This window comes from Microbulbifer mixtoriginis (SeqCode) (assembly GCF_052466695.1).
Map to the genome: position 1 here is coordinate 3,765,480 of NZ_CP174285.1, position 16,339 is coordinate 3,781,818.

Here is a 16,339-nt window from a genome sequence, read left to right on the forward strand (position 1 = left end):
GCCGAGGTAACCCAAGTGACTGCAACAAATCCCAAAATTGTTTTTATCGGCGGTGCCGGAAATATGGCCGGTGCGGTAATCGGTGGCCTGCTGGCGGCGGGATACCCGGCCGATAGAATTGTGGCTACCGGGCGTGATCCCCTCAAACTTGAGGCGTTTGCCAAGCGCCACAATACCGTGGTGCACAGTGACAATATCGTCGCAATCGATGGCGCAGATGTTATCGTTTTGTCGGTAAAACCCCAGGTGATGCGCGATCTGTGCATGGATTTGCGCCCCCACCTGAAAGGACGCAAGCCGCTGATTATTACTTTGGCCGCAGGTATTCCCTTGGCTGCCTACCAGCGTTGGCTGGGCGAGCATCTGCCGATTGTACGCGCTATGCCCAATACGCCGGCTCTAGTGCAGAGTGGGGTGACCGGGTTGTTTGCAGATGAGGCGGTAACTGCGGAGCACCGCTCCATTACTGCGCGCATAGTCAACGCAGTAGGTATCTCCCTATGGGTGGATAAAGAAGAGGGTATCGACCAAGTGATCGCTGTGGCAGGGTCGGCGCCGGCGTACTTCTTTCAGTTTATGGAGGCGATGATCGACGCCTCCGCAGCCAGTGGCTTTGCCCGCGCCGATGCCGAGCGCCTCGTGTTGCAAACTGCCCTGGGCGCCGCCAAACTGGCCATGACCAGTGATGTAGATGTAGCCCAGTTGAAGCGCAATGTGATGTCGCCGGGTGGTACCACCGAGCGCGCTGTGCAGCGCTTTGAGCAGGGCGGCCTGCCGCAGTTGGTGGCCGATGCCATGCGCGATTGTGCCGAGCGCGCTGCAGAGATGGCTCGCGAACTGGACCAATAAACTTATCAACACAATAAATGGTGCAGGCTGCGCCGCGAGTTGATCACTCTTTAGGGATTTTCAATGACAAGTACCTTCAGCAACATCGGTGTTTTCCTGGTGGCTACCCTGGGTATCCTCTACCTATTTGCGGTATTGATGCGTTTTTTGCTGCAATTGGCCCGGGCAGACTTCTATAACCCGATTTCTCAGGGCATCGTTAAAGTTACCAATCCGCTACTACTGCCACTACGCAAGGTGGTGCCGGGTCTCTTCGGCGTGGATATGGCCTCGGTAGTGCTGGCCTTGCTGGTGGGTCTAGTGATGATACTGGTTTGCGGTGCGTTTGCCGGATTTGGTCTTTTCAATCCCCTGAGTGCACTGCTGTGGTCTCTGATCGGCTGTGTCGCTACCGTGATTGCGGTCGTGTTTGTGGGAATGCTGATCTCTATTGTGTTCAGCTGGATCGCTCCGCAGAGCAGCCACCCAGCACTGATGCTACTGCGCCAGTTGCTAGAGCCCTTCTGCGCACCGGTACGCCGCTTGATTCCTCCTTTGGGGGTGATCGATATCAGCCCTATCTTCGTGTTTATTCTGCTTACTGTGGCGGATAAGTTGCTATTAGGCTTTGCCAGTATGGCCAATATGCCGCGCTTTGTTTACAGTCTTTTCTGGCATATCCCCGGTTTTTAAATTGACTACTGTGCGCTTTTCTTCCACCGCGCGCACTGGATCGCATTTGGCGCGGTGTTAGACTTTTATACTAACGGCTACCGGACCAACTCAGCTTTGAGTGCTTTGGGTCGGTAGCCCGCAGAGTATAAATTACAAGAATACTGTGAAATGGAAGACGCACTCCTACGCCAACATATCTCTGAATACGATCGCTGGAAAAAGAATCTGGATCGACAATTCGCCCAGTTCAGTCAGTGGTTACAGCAGCATTTCCCCAACTCTGCCGGCGCCTGCCAAGTTGTACAGCAGGCCCGTGCGCTTCTCAGCGATGATCAGTTCACCTTGGTGTTTGTGGGAGAATTTTCCCGTGGCAAAACCGAGCTGATCAATGCCCTCTTGGCACAGACCTACGGTCAGCGGCTGCTACCCTCCAAACCCGGCCGCACCACCATGTGCCCAACGGAGATCTTTAGCGATGGCGGAGAGCGCGCCAGCCTGCGCCTGTTGCCCATTGAGACCCTGGCGACCAATACCAGCCTCGAGAGCTTCCGGCGAATTCCACAGAAGTGGGTCACGCACGAGTTCGACGCGAATAATCCCGATGCGACCCGCGAAGCTCTGCTCAAAGTGGCCGCCACCAAATCGGTGTTGCCGGAGGAGGCTGCGCGTTATGGCTTCGATCGCCGCCACCTGGACGACAAAGGCAATTTGGTGGAAATTCCCGCTTGGCGTTATGCGCTGATCTGCCTGCCACATCCACTGTTAGATCAAGGCCTGCGGATTATTGACACACCGGGACTCAACGCTCTGGGCAATGAGCCGGAACTGACTCTGAGCACACTGCCTGGCGCCCAGGCCGTCGCATTTCTGCTGGCCGCCGATGCCGGTGTCAGTGGCACTGATATGAATATGTGGGAGACCCATCTGGCCCCTCTGCGTGAACATCGCGGCACTCCAGTTATGGCGTTGCTGAATAAAGTGGATGTTCTTTGGGATGATCCAGATGAAGATGCGCAGCAACTGCTGCGGCGCATGCGTTCTCAGGTCGCAAAATTACTGTCCCTGCCACAGGAGAGTGTCACCGGAGTCTCGGCAAAAATGGCCCTGTTGGCGCGTCAACAGCAGGATGCCGAACTTTTGCGCAACAGCTGTTTTACCGATTTTGAAAAGCTGTTGGTTCAACGTTTGCTGGAGCACCGCCAAAAAGTGGCGGAACACCGCTCTCTGCACCAGGCTCTGACGTTGATGGCGGATACCCGCGATCTGCTAAAGCGCAGGCTCAACAGCGGCCGTGCCGCGCTGATGCATTTGCAGCGCAATAGTGCCAGCACTGAGGAGCAACTGACCGAGTTGGGCCAGTTGCAGCAGACAGTGCGTGAGCAACATAAGCTCTGCCATCAGGAGTTACTCACCCTGAAGTCCAGCCAGCGCATGCTAATGCGGCAGAGTACGGCCCTACTCGCGCCTATTACCATACAGCAGCTGCAACGGTTGGTAGATGAAACCAGTAAGGCGCTGCATAAGCGTTGGACACCCATGGGACTTGCCAAGGCCATCGATACCTTTATGGAGGGAGTCGATTGCCAGTTAGCCACCTTAGAGCGGGAAGTGGATCAGGCGAATCGGCTGTTGGATGCGATTTTTGAGCGTTCCAGCCTGAAGAAGGTGGACAGTGCCGAACAGTACTTCACCATTCGCCAATTCCGTATCACCCTGCGCGGCCTACACCGCCAGGCGGCCCAGCTGCGACGCTCCCCACAGCTTTTACTGGCGCGGCGCAACCGTTTGAGCGAGCGTTTTGTTACGACCCTGGCCAGTGAGGTAGGGCGCCTTTATAGCGAAATGGGTGCCGCGGCAGAAAACTGGCTTGAGCAGGCGCTGGAACCACTCAAGCAACATACGCAATACCAAAAACATCTTCTGAATCGGCACTTGATCAAATTGACCGAGCTGAAGCAGAAAACCCGAAGTCGGCACACCGATTTGCGTACCCTAGAGGATGAGGTACTGCGCAATGATCGGGCCCTGTCCGCACTGGAGGACTTGCTGCGCTACAGTACTTCGGCACCACAGCCTTTGGCGCCAGCGCCGCGCGTGCACAATGTCACCCCACTGAAACCAGCTCTGACGACTTAACACTCTCGCCGGCGGTTGCTAATTGTCATAAGTTGCAGCACTCCCGTACACTTGCTGCAGTGACAATAACCAACCGCCAAATAACCCGACAGATATAATTACTTTGTCCACGGAAAACTCCAGCCCCTCCCGCGAGGCACCCAGTACAGCAGATCACGGCTCTGTAGGTCTTGTAACAGCAAAGAGCCATAAGTTTTGTGAACCTCTGCAGTTGGCCTGCGGGCGTGTTTTACAGGACTACACCTTAGTCTATGAAACCTATGGCGTAATGAATGCCGATAAAAGTAACGCGGTGTTGATTTGCCATGCGTTATCCGGTCACCACCATGCTGCGGGCAGACACAGCCCCGAGGACAAGCGCCCAGGGTGGTGGGACCACTATATCGGTCCCGGCAAGCCCATCGATACCAATAGGTTTTTTGTGGTGGCGGTCAATAACTTGGGCGGCTGCCATGGTTCTACCGGACCCGTCTCTATCAATCCCGCCACGGGTAAACCCTGGGGCCCGGATTTTCCCTCCTTGCGAGTGCGCGATTGGGTACACAGCCAGGCGCGCTTGGCAGATATTCTTGGCATAGAGCAGTGGGCCGCAGTGATTGGTGGCAGCCTGGGGGGAATGCAGGCCATGCGTTGGTCTCTGGAGTACCCGGAACGCTTGCGCCATTGCGTGGTGATTGCTTCTGCGTTGAAACTCTCGGCACAGAATATTGCTTTCAATGAGACCGCACGTCAGGCGATAACCTCGGATCCGGATTTCTGTGCAGGGCGCTATCTGGAGGTGGGGAAACTGCCTCGTGGAGGTTTGGCTGTCGCGCGCATGATTGGCCACATTACCTATCTTTCCGATGATGGTTTGGCGCATAAATTTGGTCGTGAACTGCGTTCCGGTAGCTTCCAGCAGGGCGTTGACGAAGAGGTGGAGTTCCAGATTCAGAGTTATTTGCGTTACCAGGGTGATAGCTTTTCCAGCAGTTTCGATCCAAATACCTACATCCTTATGACACGAGCGCTGGATATTTTTGATCTCGCACGGGAGTACAACGACGACCCAGTAGCGGCTTTTGCCCATGCGCGTTGCCGCTTCCTGTTGATCTCCTTCACTTCGGACTGGCGCTTCGCCCCCAGCCGCTCGCGGGAAATCGCCGATGCGTTGATGCACGCGAATCGGGCGGTGAGTTATGCAGAAATTGAGTCCGCCATGGGACACGATGCCTTCCTGTTGCCAAATAAGCGCTACGAGGGCGTCTTTCGTGCCTACATGCAGCGTGTAGCGCTGGAGCACAAAGCAGGGCAGCCCGCATGCGTATAGATCTCAATGTAATCCAGGAATGGATAGCGCCCGCAAGCCGAGTACTCGATCTGGGCTGTGGTGATGGTGAACTGCTGGAACAGTTGCAGAAGAACAAAGACGTTGTTGGTTACGGACTGGAAATAGATGCGCAGCAGATACACCGTTGTGTGCAGCGTGGGGTCAATGTCGTCGAGCAAAACCTCGATGCGGGGCTTACCAATTTCGCCGATGCCAGTTTCGATACCGTGGTAATGACCCAGGCCCTGCAAACCTTGAGGCACCCGCATCTGGTGGTGGGTGAAATGTTACGAGTTGGGCGCGACTGTATTATCACCTTCCCCAACTTTGGCCAGTGGAAGGCCCGCTGGCACCTGGCTTTTTCTGGGCGTATGCCGGTTTCCGATTTATTACCATTTGAATGGTATGACACACCCAATATTCATTTTTGTACTTTTCGAGACTTCGAGGTGCTGTGCGGGCAGAACGATTGGACTATTTTGCACCGCCAGGTAGTATCTGAGTCGAAATTAGGGGTGGTCTTTAAAGACTTTTTGCCAAATTTATTCGGTGAGACCGCGATATACCACCTGACTCGCTAAACTAATATCTGCGCCAAGTTTTTGTTCCGGGTCTCTGGGGCAAACTGCTGATATGGGTGATTATCGCTCTGGCCAAACCGCCGGGTCTGCCCGGTTATTCAGTTGAAAGGGCGCTCATAACAATTGGAGGTGACCCGTGAACCGCATCTTTAATGTCGCTGCCGCTCTTACGCTGCTCTTCCTGACCGCTAGTGCCATGGCACAACAGGCCCGTGTTATTAAGAATTACGAGGACTTCGGAGATTACCGGGTGATTTTCTCGGTGTTCAACAGTGACTTTATCCAGCCGGACATCGCCCAACAGTACCAACTGGTGAGGGCTAAAGACCGCGCCTACGTGAATGTCTCTGTGGTGAAAAAAGATGGTGGTACCAAGGGCCTTAGTGCGGAGATGTCTGGCAATGCGACAAACCTGATTCAGCAGTCGCGACCGCTGAAGTTTAAAGAAATTCGGGAAGGCGACGCGGTTTACTATTTGGCACCCTTGCGCTTTGAAAAAGAGGAAACTCTCACCTTCAATGTGGATGTGACCCTGCCCAATGGCAAGAAACAGACGATTTCCTTCCGTCGCAAGCTCTAGCGGCAATGGTGAATGACCTGGGTGAGCGATTCTCTCTGTTTATACGGCTGCAATAAGCTGTGTGATCACAGAAAGACATCTCAGTTAAACTGAATCCTTTGCGGGCCCAGAGCCCGTTTTTTATTTGATACAGCATGTTAAAAAGAATTGTTTTGGCCAGCGGTAACGCCGGCAAATTGCGAGAATTTTCCCAACTCTTCAACAGCTGGGACATTGAGGTTCTGCCACAGTCTGAATTCGGTGTGAGTGATGCAGAGGAGACCGGGCTCAGCTTTATTGAAAATGCCCTGATCAAAGCACGTCACGCCAGCCGCATTAGCGGCCTCCCGGCGCTAGCCGATGACTCTGGGTTGGCAGTGGATGTGCTCGGTGGTGCGCCGGGAATCTATTCGGCGCGATATTCCGGCGAAGGTGCTACAGATGCACGCAATAACAGCAAGCTGCTTGAGGCCTTGCAAGGGATCGAAGAGGTGCGTCGTGGTGCCAGTTTTCATTGTGCACTAGCCTTTGTACGCAGTTTTGATGACCCGGTCCCCCTAGTATGTAGTGCCCAGTGGCGCGGCCGTATACTCAATGAGCCTGCCGGTGAGCGGGGCTTTGGCTACGACCCCCTGTTCTTTGTGGATGCGGAAGGGATGACCTCTGCGCAGATGCCGAGAGAGCTGAAAAACCGCATTAGCCACCGCGCCCAGGCAGTGGTGGCATTTGAAACGATGTGGCAGGAAACTATGCTGGGTGCCGATCTTGCAGGATAGAAACCATAGTTTGCAGTTACCGCCGCTTAGCCTTTACGTACATATCCCGTGGTGTGTGCGCAAATGTCCCTACTGTGATTTCAACTCCCACCAGGCGAGCAGAGATCATACGGATACGGAGTATGCTCTCCCACAGGCGGACTATGTGGCGCAACTGCGCCGTGATTTGATCAGCCAGCTGCCTTGGGTGCAGGGACGCAAGCTGCGCTCGATTTTCTTTGGTGGTGGTACCCCGAGCCTGTTTTCTCCCGAAGCAATCGGCCAGATCCTGATAATGGCTGAGGAGCTGGTTGGCTTCAGTGAGAATATTGAAATAACTTTGGAAGCCAATCCGGGTACTTTCGAGCAAGCTAAATTCACCGGCTATCGGGCCGCAGGGGTTAATAGACTCTCGATTGGCGTGCAGAGTTTTAGCAGTAGCCAGTTGCACAATCTGGGCCGTATCCACAGCGGTGAAGAGGCCAGTGAGGCCCTAGGGATGGCGCGGAAGGCCGGCTTCGATAATATCAATCTCGATCTGATGCATGGCCTGCCTGGACAGACAGAGGCTGAGGCTCTGGAAGACCTGCAGCGCGCTGTCTCCCTGGCGCCTGAACATATCTCCTGGTACCAATTAACCATTGAACCCAATACAGCGTTCTACAGCGCTCCCCCCTCGACACCGGGGTCACAGCTGATCGCCAGTATGCAGAGCCACGGGCGCGAGTTCCTTGCCTCGGAGGGATACTTTCGCTACGAGGTGTCCGCCTACAGTGGCAGGGGACTGGAGTCGCGCCACAACCTCAACTATTGGGGCTTTGGCGATTACCTGGGCATTGGTGCCGGAGCCCATGGCAAGGTCAGCTTGCCCGCAGAGGGGAAGATATTGCGCAGTCGCCGTACGCGAACTCCAAGAGACTACCTGTCGATTGCACCCCAGGGAGGGGAGTTGTTGCAGCGCGCACTGGCTGAGCCCCATATTGATTCAATAGAGTTCAGCGATTTGCCCCTTGAGTTCTTGATGAACGCCCTGCGCCTGGTCGAGGGTGTACCGGTAGATACTTTTGAGCGCTATACCGGCCTATCATTGGAGGCCCTGCAGCGACATTGGCCGGGGCTGATGGCTATGGATCTGGTACAGCCGCTGGAGCGCCGTATTGCTGCCAGTGCCTTTGGCTTTGACTATCTTGATGAGATTCTTCAGCGGTTTTTGGAGCAGGCCTGATATCTGAGCAGGGCTTGAAAACGGAATTAATGCCCCAAACTCTGGGCTGATCGGCGCAGTACAGCTGTATTACCACAGCCGGCATCGTGAGATGATGCGCCTGCGGTGTCCCCGCATCGAGTAACTAAAGAACAGGAAAGCATTATGAGCGAGCACGCAATCATCAACGTAACCGACGCTGAGTTTGAAGCCGAGGTTCTCAAGGCTGAAGGTCCGGTGCTGGTGGACTTCTGGGCGCAATGGTGCGGTCCGTGCAAAATGATCGCTCCGGTCCTGGAAGACCTCTCTGGTCACTATGGCGAAAAATTGAAAATCGTCAAAGTTGACGTGGATGCCAACAAAGAAACCCCGGCAAAGTACAACGTACGCGGTATTCCTACCCTGCTGCTGTTTAAAGGTGGCAATGTGGAAGGCACTAAGGTTGGCGCCCTGTCTCGCGCCCAGTTGACCGAGTTTATCGATAGCCAGCTTTAATCCCGGTTAATTCATCCTGCAAAGAAGGCAAATTTCTTTGCAGGATGGGAAACACCCGTTATACTGGCTGTAATTCTGTAATAGTTCAGTCAGCTGTGAATCCAGTGACGACCAGCTGAAGAAAACGCCCCCCCATAGGTCCCTGACTATTCCCGGCGTATTTATTCCTCGAATTGAGCTTAATTGAGACGGCTTTCCCTATAACGCTTAGTGTTGGAAAGCTAAAGCCAATGAGTATTACGCTTTTGAAAGGCATGGAGTCCTGGAGTACCGGGCAAATAAACGAGCAAATCTCTGATTTTCAAACCCCTCCTCAAATTATTTCCGGCGTGTCCGCGCCAATGACAACAGAAACCTTAATAAGCAATTGGTATGAATCTCTCCGAATTAAAAACCAAACCCATTGAAGAGTTGATTGAAATAGCCAAAGGCATGGGCCTGGAAAACCTGGCCCGGTCGCGTAAACAGGATATTATTTTTAATATTCTCAAACGCCACGCCAAAAGCGGTGAAGATATTTACGGTGATGGCGTACTGGAAATCCTTCAGGATGGTTTTGGATTTTTGCGTTCCGCTGATTCCTCCTATCTCGCGGGTCCGGATGATATCTATGTTTCCCCCAGTCAAATTCGTCGATTTAATTTGCGCACGGGTGACTCAATTTCCGGAAAAATTCGCCCACCAAAAGAGGGTGAGAGATATTTCGCTCTATTAAAGGTTAACGAAATTAATTTCGATAAACCGGAAAATGCCCGCAATAAGATTCTTTTTGAAAACCTCACCCCGCTTTTCCCCAACGATCGCTTAACCCTGGAATGTGGAAATGGCTCTTCCGAAGACCTGATTGGCCGCATTATTGATCTGGTTGCGCCGATTGGTAAGGGCCAGAGGGGTTTGATCGTGGCGCCGCCAAAAGCCGGTAAAACGATTATGTTGCAGAATATGGCTCAGGCTATCACGCGCAACAATCCGGAGTGCCACCTTATTGTCCTGCTGATTGATGAGCGTCCGGAAGAAGTTACCGAAATGCAGCGCTCGGTGCGCGGAGAAGTGGTTGCCTCTACATTTGATGAGCCTCCGGCACGTCACGTACAGGTTGCCGAGATGGTTATCGAAAAAGCCAAGCGCCTGGTAGAGCACAAGAAAGACGTGGTCATCCTGTTGGACTCTATTACCCGTCTGGCGCGTGCCTATAACACCACGGTACCCAGTTCCGGTAAGGTATTGACTGGTGGTGTGGATGCCCACGCCCTCGAGAGACCTAAGCGTTTCTTTGGCGCCGCACGGAATATTGAAGAAGGCGGAAGTCTGTCTATTATTGCTACTGCACTGATTGATACTGGCTCGAAGATGGACGAGGTGATTTTCGAGGAGTTTAAAGGCACGGGTAATATGGAGTTGCAGTTGGATCGTAAGATCGCGGAAAAACGTGTTTATCCGGCAATTAATGTTCGACGCTCGGGAACACGTCGAGAAGAGCTGCTGATGCCTGAGGGCGAGCTGCAGCGGGTATGGATCCTGCGCAAGTTACTACATGATATGGAAGATGTAGCCTCAACTGAATTCCTGGTGGACAAGCTGAAAGACTTCAAGACAAATGACGAATTCTTCCTGTCCATGAAACGGAAATAATTTTTTTATATAAAAGGCGCCCATATCGGCGCCTTTTATATTCTGGTTTGCACAAAGTGATTATTTGCGCGAATTAATGTTGAAAAGGCGAGCTATAAGGCATATAAAGTTCCACATCGTGGCGCTGGGTATGAAATTTATAGTTTGGCGCCCGACCGAATTGGCCCAGGGATAACCCCGCAAAGGGCCAATCTCAAATGGATAATCTGGTGGAGCTGGTTATTCATTTGTGACTGCACGACAGCCCACACATCTAGTGAGAACCTTTTGTGAATATCTATATTGGAAATCTGGCCTACGCGGTAACCTCTGACGACCTGCACGAAGCTTTCGGCGCATTCGGAGAAATCTCTCGGGCTACTGTTATTACTGACCGTGAGACTGGCCGCTCTAAGGGCTTCGGTTTCGTAGAAATGCCTAACGACGACGAAGCGCGCAAAGCGATCGAAGAGATGAACGACCAGCCTCTGTCTGGCCGTAACATCCGCGTGAACGAAGCTAAGCCTCGCGAAGATCGTCCGCGTCGCCCTCGCTTCTAAGCTACGGCTAGCTTAAGTTTTTTGCGACCCGCAGCATTTTGTTTGCGGGTCGTTTCTTCCTTTTCTCAATTGGCACCCTATCCTGGGGGCTGTTCCCCATTTTGTAATTTCTGTTTTACACTGCGCGCTGGATTTTTCTTCTTGACCGGCAGCCCATGAAATACAAAGACCTGCGTGATTTTATCCAATTGTTGGAAAAGCGTGGCCAGCTCAAACGGATTAAATTCCCTGTAGACCCCAATCTGGAAATGACAGAAATCTCTGATCGCGTTCTGCGCTCGGGAGGTCCTGCATTACTTTTTGAAAATCCTATCGGTTTTGATACTCCGGTGCTCGCCAATCTGTTTGGCACCACTGAGCGAGTAGCGCTTGGGATGGGGCGTGAGAGCATTGATGACCTACGTGAGGTGGGTGAATTACTCGCCTTTCTCAAGGAACCTCAACCGCCTGAGAATTTGCGCGATGCCTGGGAAAAATTGCCGGTTTTCAAGCAAGTGCTCAATATGGGGCCGAAGGTGGTCAAGGGAGCAGCCTGTCAGCAGGTGGTAGTAGATAAAGCTCACTTAGACCTCACCAAATTGCCAATTCAGACCTGCTGGCCGGGAGATGCGGCTCCATTGGTAACCTGGCCATTGGTGATCACTCGTGGGCCAGAGAAGAAGCGCCAAAACCTGGGTATTTATCGCATGCAGTTAATCGGTAAAAACCGACTGATTATGCGTTGGCTCAGCCACCGGGGAGGAGCGCTGGATTACCGTGATTGGTGCCGGAAGCACCCTGGGGAGCCCTATCCTGTAGCTGTAGCACTTGGTGCAGATCCGGCCACAATACTGGGAGCAGTGACCCCGGTACCGGATAGTCTGTCGGAATACGCCTTTGCCGGGCTATTGCGTGGAGATAAAACCGAAGTAACTGGTGCATTGCTCAGTGATCTGCAGGTTCCCGCCAGTGCCGAATATGTGTTGGAAGGTTTTATCTACCCCGATGACATGGCCGATGAAGGCCCCTATGGGGATCATACAGGCTATTACAATGAGGTGGATCGTTTCCCGGTGTTTACCGTGGAGAAAATTACCCACCGGAAAAAACCCATCTATCACAGTACTTACACTGGCCGTCCGCCGGATGAACCCGCGATCCTTGGCGAGGCACTCAATGAAGTATTTGTGCCTATTTTACAGAAACAATTTCCTGAAATTGTCGATTTTTACTTGCCACCTGAAGGCTGCTCCTATCGGCTAGCTGTAGTAACTATGAAAAAGCAGTATCCCGGCCATGCCAAAAGGGTGATGATGGGAGTCTGGTCTTTCCTGCGCCAGTTTATGTATACCAAGTTTGTTATCGTTACTGATGATGATGTAAATGCAAGAGATTGGAAAGATGTAATTTGGGCTATGACAACCCGCATGGACCCCGCGCGTGATACGGTGATGGTGGAAAACACCCCGATTGATTATCTGGATTTTGCCTCGCCAATTTCTGGCTTGGGTTCGAAGATTGGTTTTGATGCTACTAATAAATGGCAGGGAGAAACCAACAGAGAGTGGGGTAATCCTATCGAGAAAGATCCACAGGTGGTCCAGAGGGTCGATGAAATCTGGTCCAAGCTAGGTTTTGAATAATTGCTGCTCTCTTTATTTTAGTTATTCTTCCATAGAGCGTCCCAAGAGGCGCTCTAGTTGCTAATTTCTTAGCATTTAACCATTTTTCCAAATTCCCGCATCTATAGATAAAGCTGATAACGTCAAATCTCGGTATCAGCGTTATGGCCGTCTTTGATTAATTGTGGGGAATATTTAAATGAGAGTACTTTATGCTGTCAGCTTAATGATTGTTGGCGTTTTCGGATTTTGGGCTATATTGCCAAGCCAGCAGGAGAGAAGCGCCGAGATTACCAATATTGAAGAATTTCTGCCCACAATTATGAAAGAGGCGGCTATTCCTGGTATGGCCGTTTCAAGAGTAAAAGACGGTAAGCTTGTTTTTCAGCAAGTCTACGGAATGGCGGATGTGGAATCTGGTGAGGCAGTTACCCAGAATACTCCTTTTAATATCGCATCAATTAGCAAACCTATTATGGGCGTAACGTTATTGCAATTGGTCGATAATGGAAATTTGGAGCTCGATCGGGATATCAATACCTATTTACCATTTAAGGTGGATAATCCACATATAAGGGGTGAAAAAATTACTTTAAGAAATCTGGCAAGTCACACTGCAGGTATTGCAGATTACTATGACTATGCCACTTACTCTGAAAACCGCGACCCAGAAATTAGCCTTGAGCAACACCTCCGTTCTCTCCTTACTAAGGATGGTAGTCTGTACAATAATGGAGACCATTATCTGAAATCTATGCCGGGGAAAAGACGGCAATACAGCAATTTATCTGCAGGTTTGGCGGGCCTTCTAGTGGAGTCTGCAATAGGCCAAACCCTCGCTGACTATAGCAAGGATACCCTTTTTCACCGTCTGGAAATGGAAAGTGCAAGCTGGAAACTTAATGGGATGGATCTGAATTCTATAGCTGTACCTTATAAAGTAGAGCAATGTGTACCATTTGTCGGCCTGTGCACTGATGATGAATCAAGCAAAATAAATTATTTTGTGGGAAGGTTTATTAAGCCACCTTTCGAATATAAAAAATTTCATCCATATCCTCACAATGGTAATCCACAGTATCCGGATGGTGGTGTTCGCGTAAGTATTGCAGACCTTAGTGATTTCCTACTGGCAGTCCTTCATAACCGGGATAAATCAGGGGCGAAACTCTTGTCTGATACCATGTATGAAGAAATGTTTCGTTTGCAGTTGCCCAAATCGGTTTCTGATTCGCAACGCTTTTTTTGGAGAGATCGCGATGGGCTTGTGGGGCATATGGGGTCAGATCTGGGGGTTTTTACTGCTATGTATTTTGACCCAGACCGTAAGGATGGCTTTATTATACTAATGAACCGTGGTATGGATAGTAAGTCAGCCGAGGCGATGAGGCATATTGCCAAGCGCTTAGTGCAAATATAATAATCATAAATAAGATAAAATAATCAAGATTTTATCTGAAATTTCTCAAAATCCATTAATAGGTTTTTCGGTGATTGAGGAAGTTCCAATGGGTATCATTGGGTTGAGCTCTCTCACTATAGGAAAAGGAGTACCAATTATGATTAGAGCCAAAGAGGATATAATTAAATTTCTTTCAGTCGTCCTGTGTTGTTTTCCACTTATGGTGAATGCAGAAGAGGCTAACCTGAAGAGTAAGGAAGCTTTCGAACGAATAAAATCACTTAGCGGAGACTGGAAAAAGGAAGGCGATACTGGGGGGGATTTTTATATTAAATTTTCCCAGGCTGCCGGAGCCTCTGTTTTGGTAGAGAATTGGCTGTATAAGGGTAAATCTCATTCGCTCACTATCTATCATATGGATAATGGCAATTTATTGGCAACCCACTATTGCCCTCAAGGAAATCAGCCCCGTTTGCAGCTTAGTTCAAGTGGTGAAAGAGGACAGCTGGTATTTTCTTTCAAAGATGCTACCAATCTTTTGGATTTAGAAGCCAATCACCAACATAGTTTGGGCTTTGAGTGGTTGGAGAGTGAAGGGATCATCCGTACAGAGAGCTATATGGAAAATGGAGCTCTAAAGCCTTCGAGTATGCGTCTAGTACGTAAGTAAACTGTCAAATCAATCAATTCTGTATATCACTCTTTCTTGCAATAAAGCTGGTAGTGATTCTTCTGCCAGCTTTTTTTGTGCGTCTAATTCAACCAAATGTGACTTAGGTAGTATGATGTAATCTCTTCTATACTTCGATGCTATATTGCATGTTAATTATGCAGTCGACCAATATATTTAACATTTGATGACATTCTTGTCTGGCTTTTAGTGGTCGATAAACAAATTACATCATGATGGTCCTGGGGATTAGGGCAAATAATTACAATGTGAGGGAGGGGTGATAAATGGAATTGATTCTTTTTGTAATCATTATGGTGGCAGTCTTAGTCCTGCCATTAAAAATGGCTGCTGCCATGATGGGGGCGAGAAATACAGGAGTTTTCCACTGTCTTTTTGCTTTATTGTTGGCATTAATTGTACAGAGAATAGTGGGCGGCATGTTGCCCGGTGTGAGTGACAGCGCCGGGGTTCTCTTGACTATTCCACTGGCGGCTATTGCCTATATGTTGGTATTGGGTACTGGATTTTTGAAAGCAATAATTATTGCGATTCTGCAGGGAATAATTACTTTCCTAGCGATGCTTCTTTTTGCTGGTATGTTCGCAAATATCTAATAGCTTCGGGCAATTTTTTTCTTATTCAGCTTGGTCAGGTAGCTTTCAAATAGCTTTTTTACGGATGTCTTCTGTTCCTGATCCAAGTTATCTCTCCCTCTAAGTGGTGCTGTTTTATAAATTTTTCTTTTTTTCTGGTGTAAATGTAAACAGAAGCTTCGCTGCTTTACGGTATAGATTTAGTGAAAATCCCCAAGCTAGAGAATTTTATTGCTGTCTGGAAAGCTTTTATTTTTCCATTGAGGCTATTTCAGTCATGTGGGGCTGATTTAGGTTGAAAGGAATTTTTCAATCGGAATCCTGCTGAGACTCCTCATTAAGGAACTGGCTCAGGGGTTCGAAATAATCATTGAAGGCCTCGAACTGCGGTATGTGCCCGACCCCATCAAGTTCGGTTAACTTCGCATCTGGAATAATGGCAGCCGCTTTTTTACCCAATAGGTCATAACGCCCCAGAGTCTTTTTAATGGGTTCGGCAGCGCGGGCGCGGCCAATCGCGGTGCGATCCCGGGTACCGATAATCAGTAAGGTAGGCACAGTGAGATCTGCGAATTCATAGATAACCGGCTGTGTGAAAACCATTTCTGAAGTGAGGGCATCAATCTTGGCTATATGCTTAGAATCAGGGCCCAGTGACCAGCCGGCCTGAATATCGAGCAGGGAATCGTAGGACTTTCTCCATTTCCCATCAAAATAGGCCCTGGACATATAGCTCTTAATCCCTCCGGGTGTTTGTGCCTGCTCCCTAAGGATGGCTTGTTCCAGGGGTTCGTATGGTACGACGCGCTTCCAGTCCTCCAAGCCGATTGGGTTTACCAAGGCGAGCTTTCTCACCATCTCCGGGTACATTAAAGAAAAGCGTGTAGCCAGCATGCCTCCCATGGAGTGACCAACTACAGAAACCTGATCCACTTTGAGTTTGTCGAGCAGAAATTTGGTATCTGTAGCCATACCGTGCAGGTTGTATTGCATCAATGGCTTACTGGACTTTCCGAAGCCAACTTGGTCTGGAGTAATAACACGGTAGCCCTGTTCTGTGAGCGCGGCGATACTATCTTTCCAGTAGGCGCCGGAAAAATTTTTACCGTGCAGAAGCAGTACTGTTCCCTTAGAGCGTACAAGCTTGTTCGCAATAATATCCATATAGGCCATGGCCACAGGCTGGCCTAATTTGGATAGCTCTAGAGTCTTAACCGGATAGGGGTACTCGTAGTCACTCAGCAGCTTATCTTGTGGCTGGATTGGGTTGTCAGCAGCCAGCGTCACCCGTGATAAGAGAATGGAAAATAAAATAGCGAAGGATGAGAGATATTGCTGTGACGGTGTCATGGAGCAA

At 50.3% G+C, this 16,339-nt stretch carries 16 protein-coding genes; 15 read left to right on the plus strand and 1 reads right to left on the minus strand.

Features of this window, described 5'->3' with window-relative positions:
• The first annotated feature begins 15 nt into the window (after positions 1-15).
• The 15 genes from proC to ACJJI0_RS16495 all read left to right on the plus strand — a co-directional run bounded on the left by proC (position 16) and on the right by ACJJI0_RS16495 (position 15,003).
• Entirely contained in the window at positions 16-849 is an 834-nt protein-coding gene (gene proC, locus ACJJI0_RS16425) for a pyrroline-5-carboxylate reductase (RefSeq protein ID WP_444883426.1), read from the plus strand.
• Between the two features lie 63 nt (positions 850-912).
• Positions 913-1,521: a YggT family protein gene (locus ACJJI0_RS16430; protein ID WP_252084163.1), complete on the plus strand. Its 609-nt coding sequence runs from the start codon at positions 913-915 to the stop codon at positions 1,519-1,521.
• 150 nt (positions 1,522-1,671) lie between these two features.
• Entirely contained in the window at positions 1,672-3,639 is a 1,968-nt protein-coding gene (locus ACJJI0_RS16435; RefSeq protein ID WP_444883427.1) for a dynamin family protein, read from the plus strand.
• Positions 3,640-3,742: 103 nt separating this feature from the next.
• Complete coding sequence (gene metX / locus ACJJI0_RS16440) at positions 3,743-4,948, plus strand: homoserine O-succinyltransferase MetX (RefSeq protein ID WP_444883428.1); 1,206 nt, start codon at positions 3,743-3,745, stop codon at positions 4,946-4,948.
• A complete protein-coding gene (gene metW, locus ACJJI0_RS16445) occupies positions 4,939-5,529 on the plus strand; it encodes a methionine biosynthesis protein MetW (protein ID WP_252084166.1) in 591 nt (196 codons plus the stop codon). Before metX ends, metW begins: the two co-directional genes overlap by 10 nt.
• 136 nt (positions 5,530-5,665) lie before the next feature.
• Positions 5,666-6,109 (plus strand): DUF4426 domain-containing protein, encoded by a 444-nt coding sequence (locus tag ACJJI0_RS16450; RefSeq protein ID WP_444883429.1) that lies wholly within the window; start codon positions 5,666-5,668, stop codon positions 6,107-6,109.
• Between the two features lie 134 nt (positions 6,110-6,243).
• Positions 6,244-6,864, plus strand: a complete 621-nt coding sequence (gene rdgB, locus ACJJI0_RS16455; RefSeq protein ID WP_444883430.1) for an RdgB/HAM1 family non-canonical purine NTP pyrophosphatase — start codon at positions 6,244-6,246, stop codon at positions 6,862-6,864.
• Positions 6,845-8,068 (plus strand): radical SAM family heme chaperone HemW, encoded by a 1,224-nt coding sequence (hemW, locus tag ACJJI0_RS16460; protein ID WP_444883431.1) that lies wholly within the window; start codon positions 6,845-6,847, stop codon positions 8,066-8,068. The genes rdgB and hemW overlap by 20 nt, the downstream gene beginning before the upstream one ends.
• A gap of 144 nt (positions 8,069-8,212) precedes the next feature.
• The gene (trxA, locus tag ACJJI0_RS16465) at positions 8,213-8,542 is read left to right on the plus strand and encodes a thioredoxin TrxA (protein WP_252084169.1); all 330 of its coding nucleotides are present in this window, start codon (positions 8,213-8,215) and stop codon (positions 8,540-8,542) included.
• 372 nt (positions 8,543-8,914) lie between these two features.
• Positions 8,915-10,174 (plus strand): transcription termination factor Rho, encoded by a 1,260-nt coding sequence (rho, locus tag ACJJI0_RS16470; protein ID WP_108731406.1) that lies wholly within the window; start codon positions 8,915-8,917, stop codon positions 10,172-10,174.
• 269 nt (positions 10,175-10,443) lie between these two features.
• Complete coding sequence (rbp, locus tag ACJJI0_RS16475; protein WP_020413665.1) at positions 10,444-10,713, plus strand: RNA-binding regulator; 270 nt, start codon at positions 10,444-10,446, stop codon at positions 10,711-10,713.
• A 155-nt stretch (positions 10,714-10,868) separates the two neighbouring features.
• The gene (gene ubiD, locus ACJJI0_RS16480) at positions 10,869-12,335 is read left to right on the plus strand and encodes a 4-hydroxy-3-polyprenylbenzoate decarboxylase (protein WP_444883432.1); all 1,467 of its coding nucleotides are present in this window, start codon (positions 10,869-10,871) and stop codon (positions 12,333-12,335) included.
• A gap of 178 nt (positions 12,336-12,513) precedes the next feature.
• Positions 12,514-13,734 (plus strand): serine hydrolase domain-containing protein, encoded by a 1,221-nt coding sequence (locus ACJJI0_RS16485; RefSeq protein ID WP_444883433.1) that lies wholly within the window; start codon positions 12,514-12,516, stop codon positions 13,732-13,734.
• 139 nt (positions 13,735-13,873) lie between these two features.
• Entirely contained in the window at positions 13,874-14,386 is a 513-nt protein-coding gene (locus ACJJI0_RS16490; protein WP_444883434.1) for a hypothetical protein, read from the plus strand.
• A gap of 287 nt (positions 14,387-14,673) precedes the next feature.
• Positions 14,674-15,003, plus strand: a complete 330-nt coding sequence (locus ACJJI0_RS16495; protein WP_252084173.1) for a hypothetical protein — start codon at positions 14,674-14,676, stop codon at positions 15,001-15,003.
• Positions 15,004-15,291: 288 nt separating this feature from the next.
• Here ACJJI0_RS16495 and ACJJI0_RS16500 read toward each other — a convergent pair whose 3' ends face one another.
• Positions 15,292-16,332: an alpha/beta fold hydrolase gene (locus ACJJI0_RS16500; RefSeq protein ID WP_444883435.1), complete on the minus strand. Its 1,041-nt coding sequence runs from the start codon at positions 16,330-16,332 to the stop codon at positions 15,292-15,294.
• Positions 16,333-16,339 lie beyond the last annotated feature (7 nt).

Coding starts and splice junctions, on each gene's coding strand:
- ACJJI0_RS16500 (WP_444883435.1), bottom strand. CDS start 16,332: ATGACACCGTCACAGCAATATCTCTCATCCTTCGCTATTTTATTTTCC.
- ubiD (WP_444883432.1), top strand. CDS start 10,869: ATGAAATACAAAGACCTGCGTGATTTTATCCAATTGTTGGAAAAGCGT.
- ACJJI0_RS16490 (WP_444883434.1), top strand. CDS start 13,874: ATGATTAGAGCCAAAGAGGATATAATTAAATTTCTTTCAGTCGTCCTG.
- rdgB (WP_444883430.1), top strand. CDS start 6,244: ATGTTAAAAAGAATTGTTTTGGCCAGCGGTAACGCCGGCAAATTGCGA.
- trxA (WP_252084169.1), top strand. CDS start 8,213: ATGAGCGAGCACGCAATCATCAACGTAACCGACGCTGAGTTTGAAGCC.
- metW (WP_252084166.1), top strand. CDS start 4,939: ATGCGTATAGATCTCAATGTAATCCAGGAATGGATAGCGCCCGCAAGC.
- ACJJI0_RS16430 (WP_252084163.1), top strand. CDS start 913: ATGACAAGTACCTTCAGCAACATCGGTGTTTTCCTGGTGGCTACCCTG.
- ACJJI0_RS16435 (WP_444883427.1), top strand. CDS start 1,672: ATGGAAGACGCACTCCTACGCCAACATATCTCTGAATACGATCGCTGG.
- ACJJI0_RS16485 (WP_444883433.1), top strand. CDS start 12,514: ATGAGAGTACTTTATGCTGTCAGCTTAATGATTGTTGGCGTTTTCGGA.
- ACJJI0_RS16495 (WP_252084173.1), top strand. CDS start 14,674: ATGGAATTGATTCTTTTTGTAATCATTATGGTGGCAGTCTTAGTCCTG.
- rho (WP_108731406.1), top strand. CDS start 8,915: ATGAATCTCTCCGAATTAAAAACCAAACCCATTGAAGAGTTGATTGAA.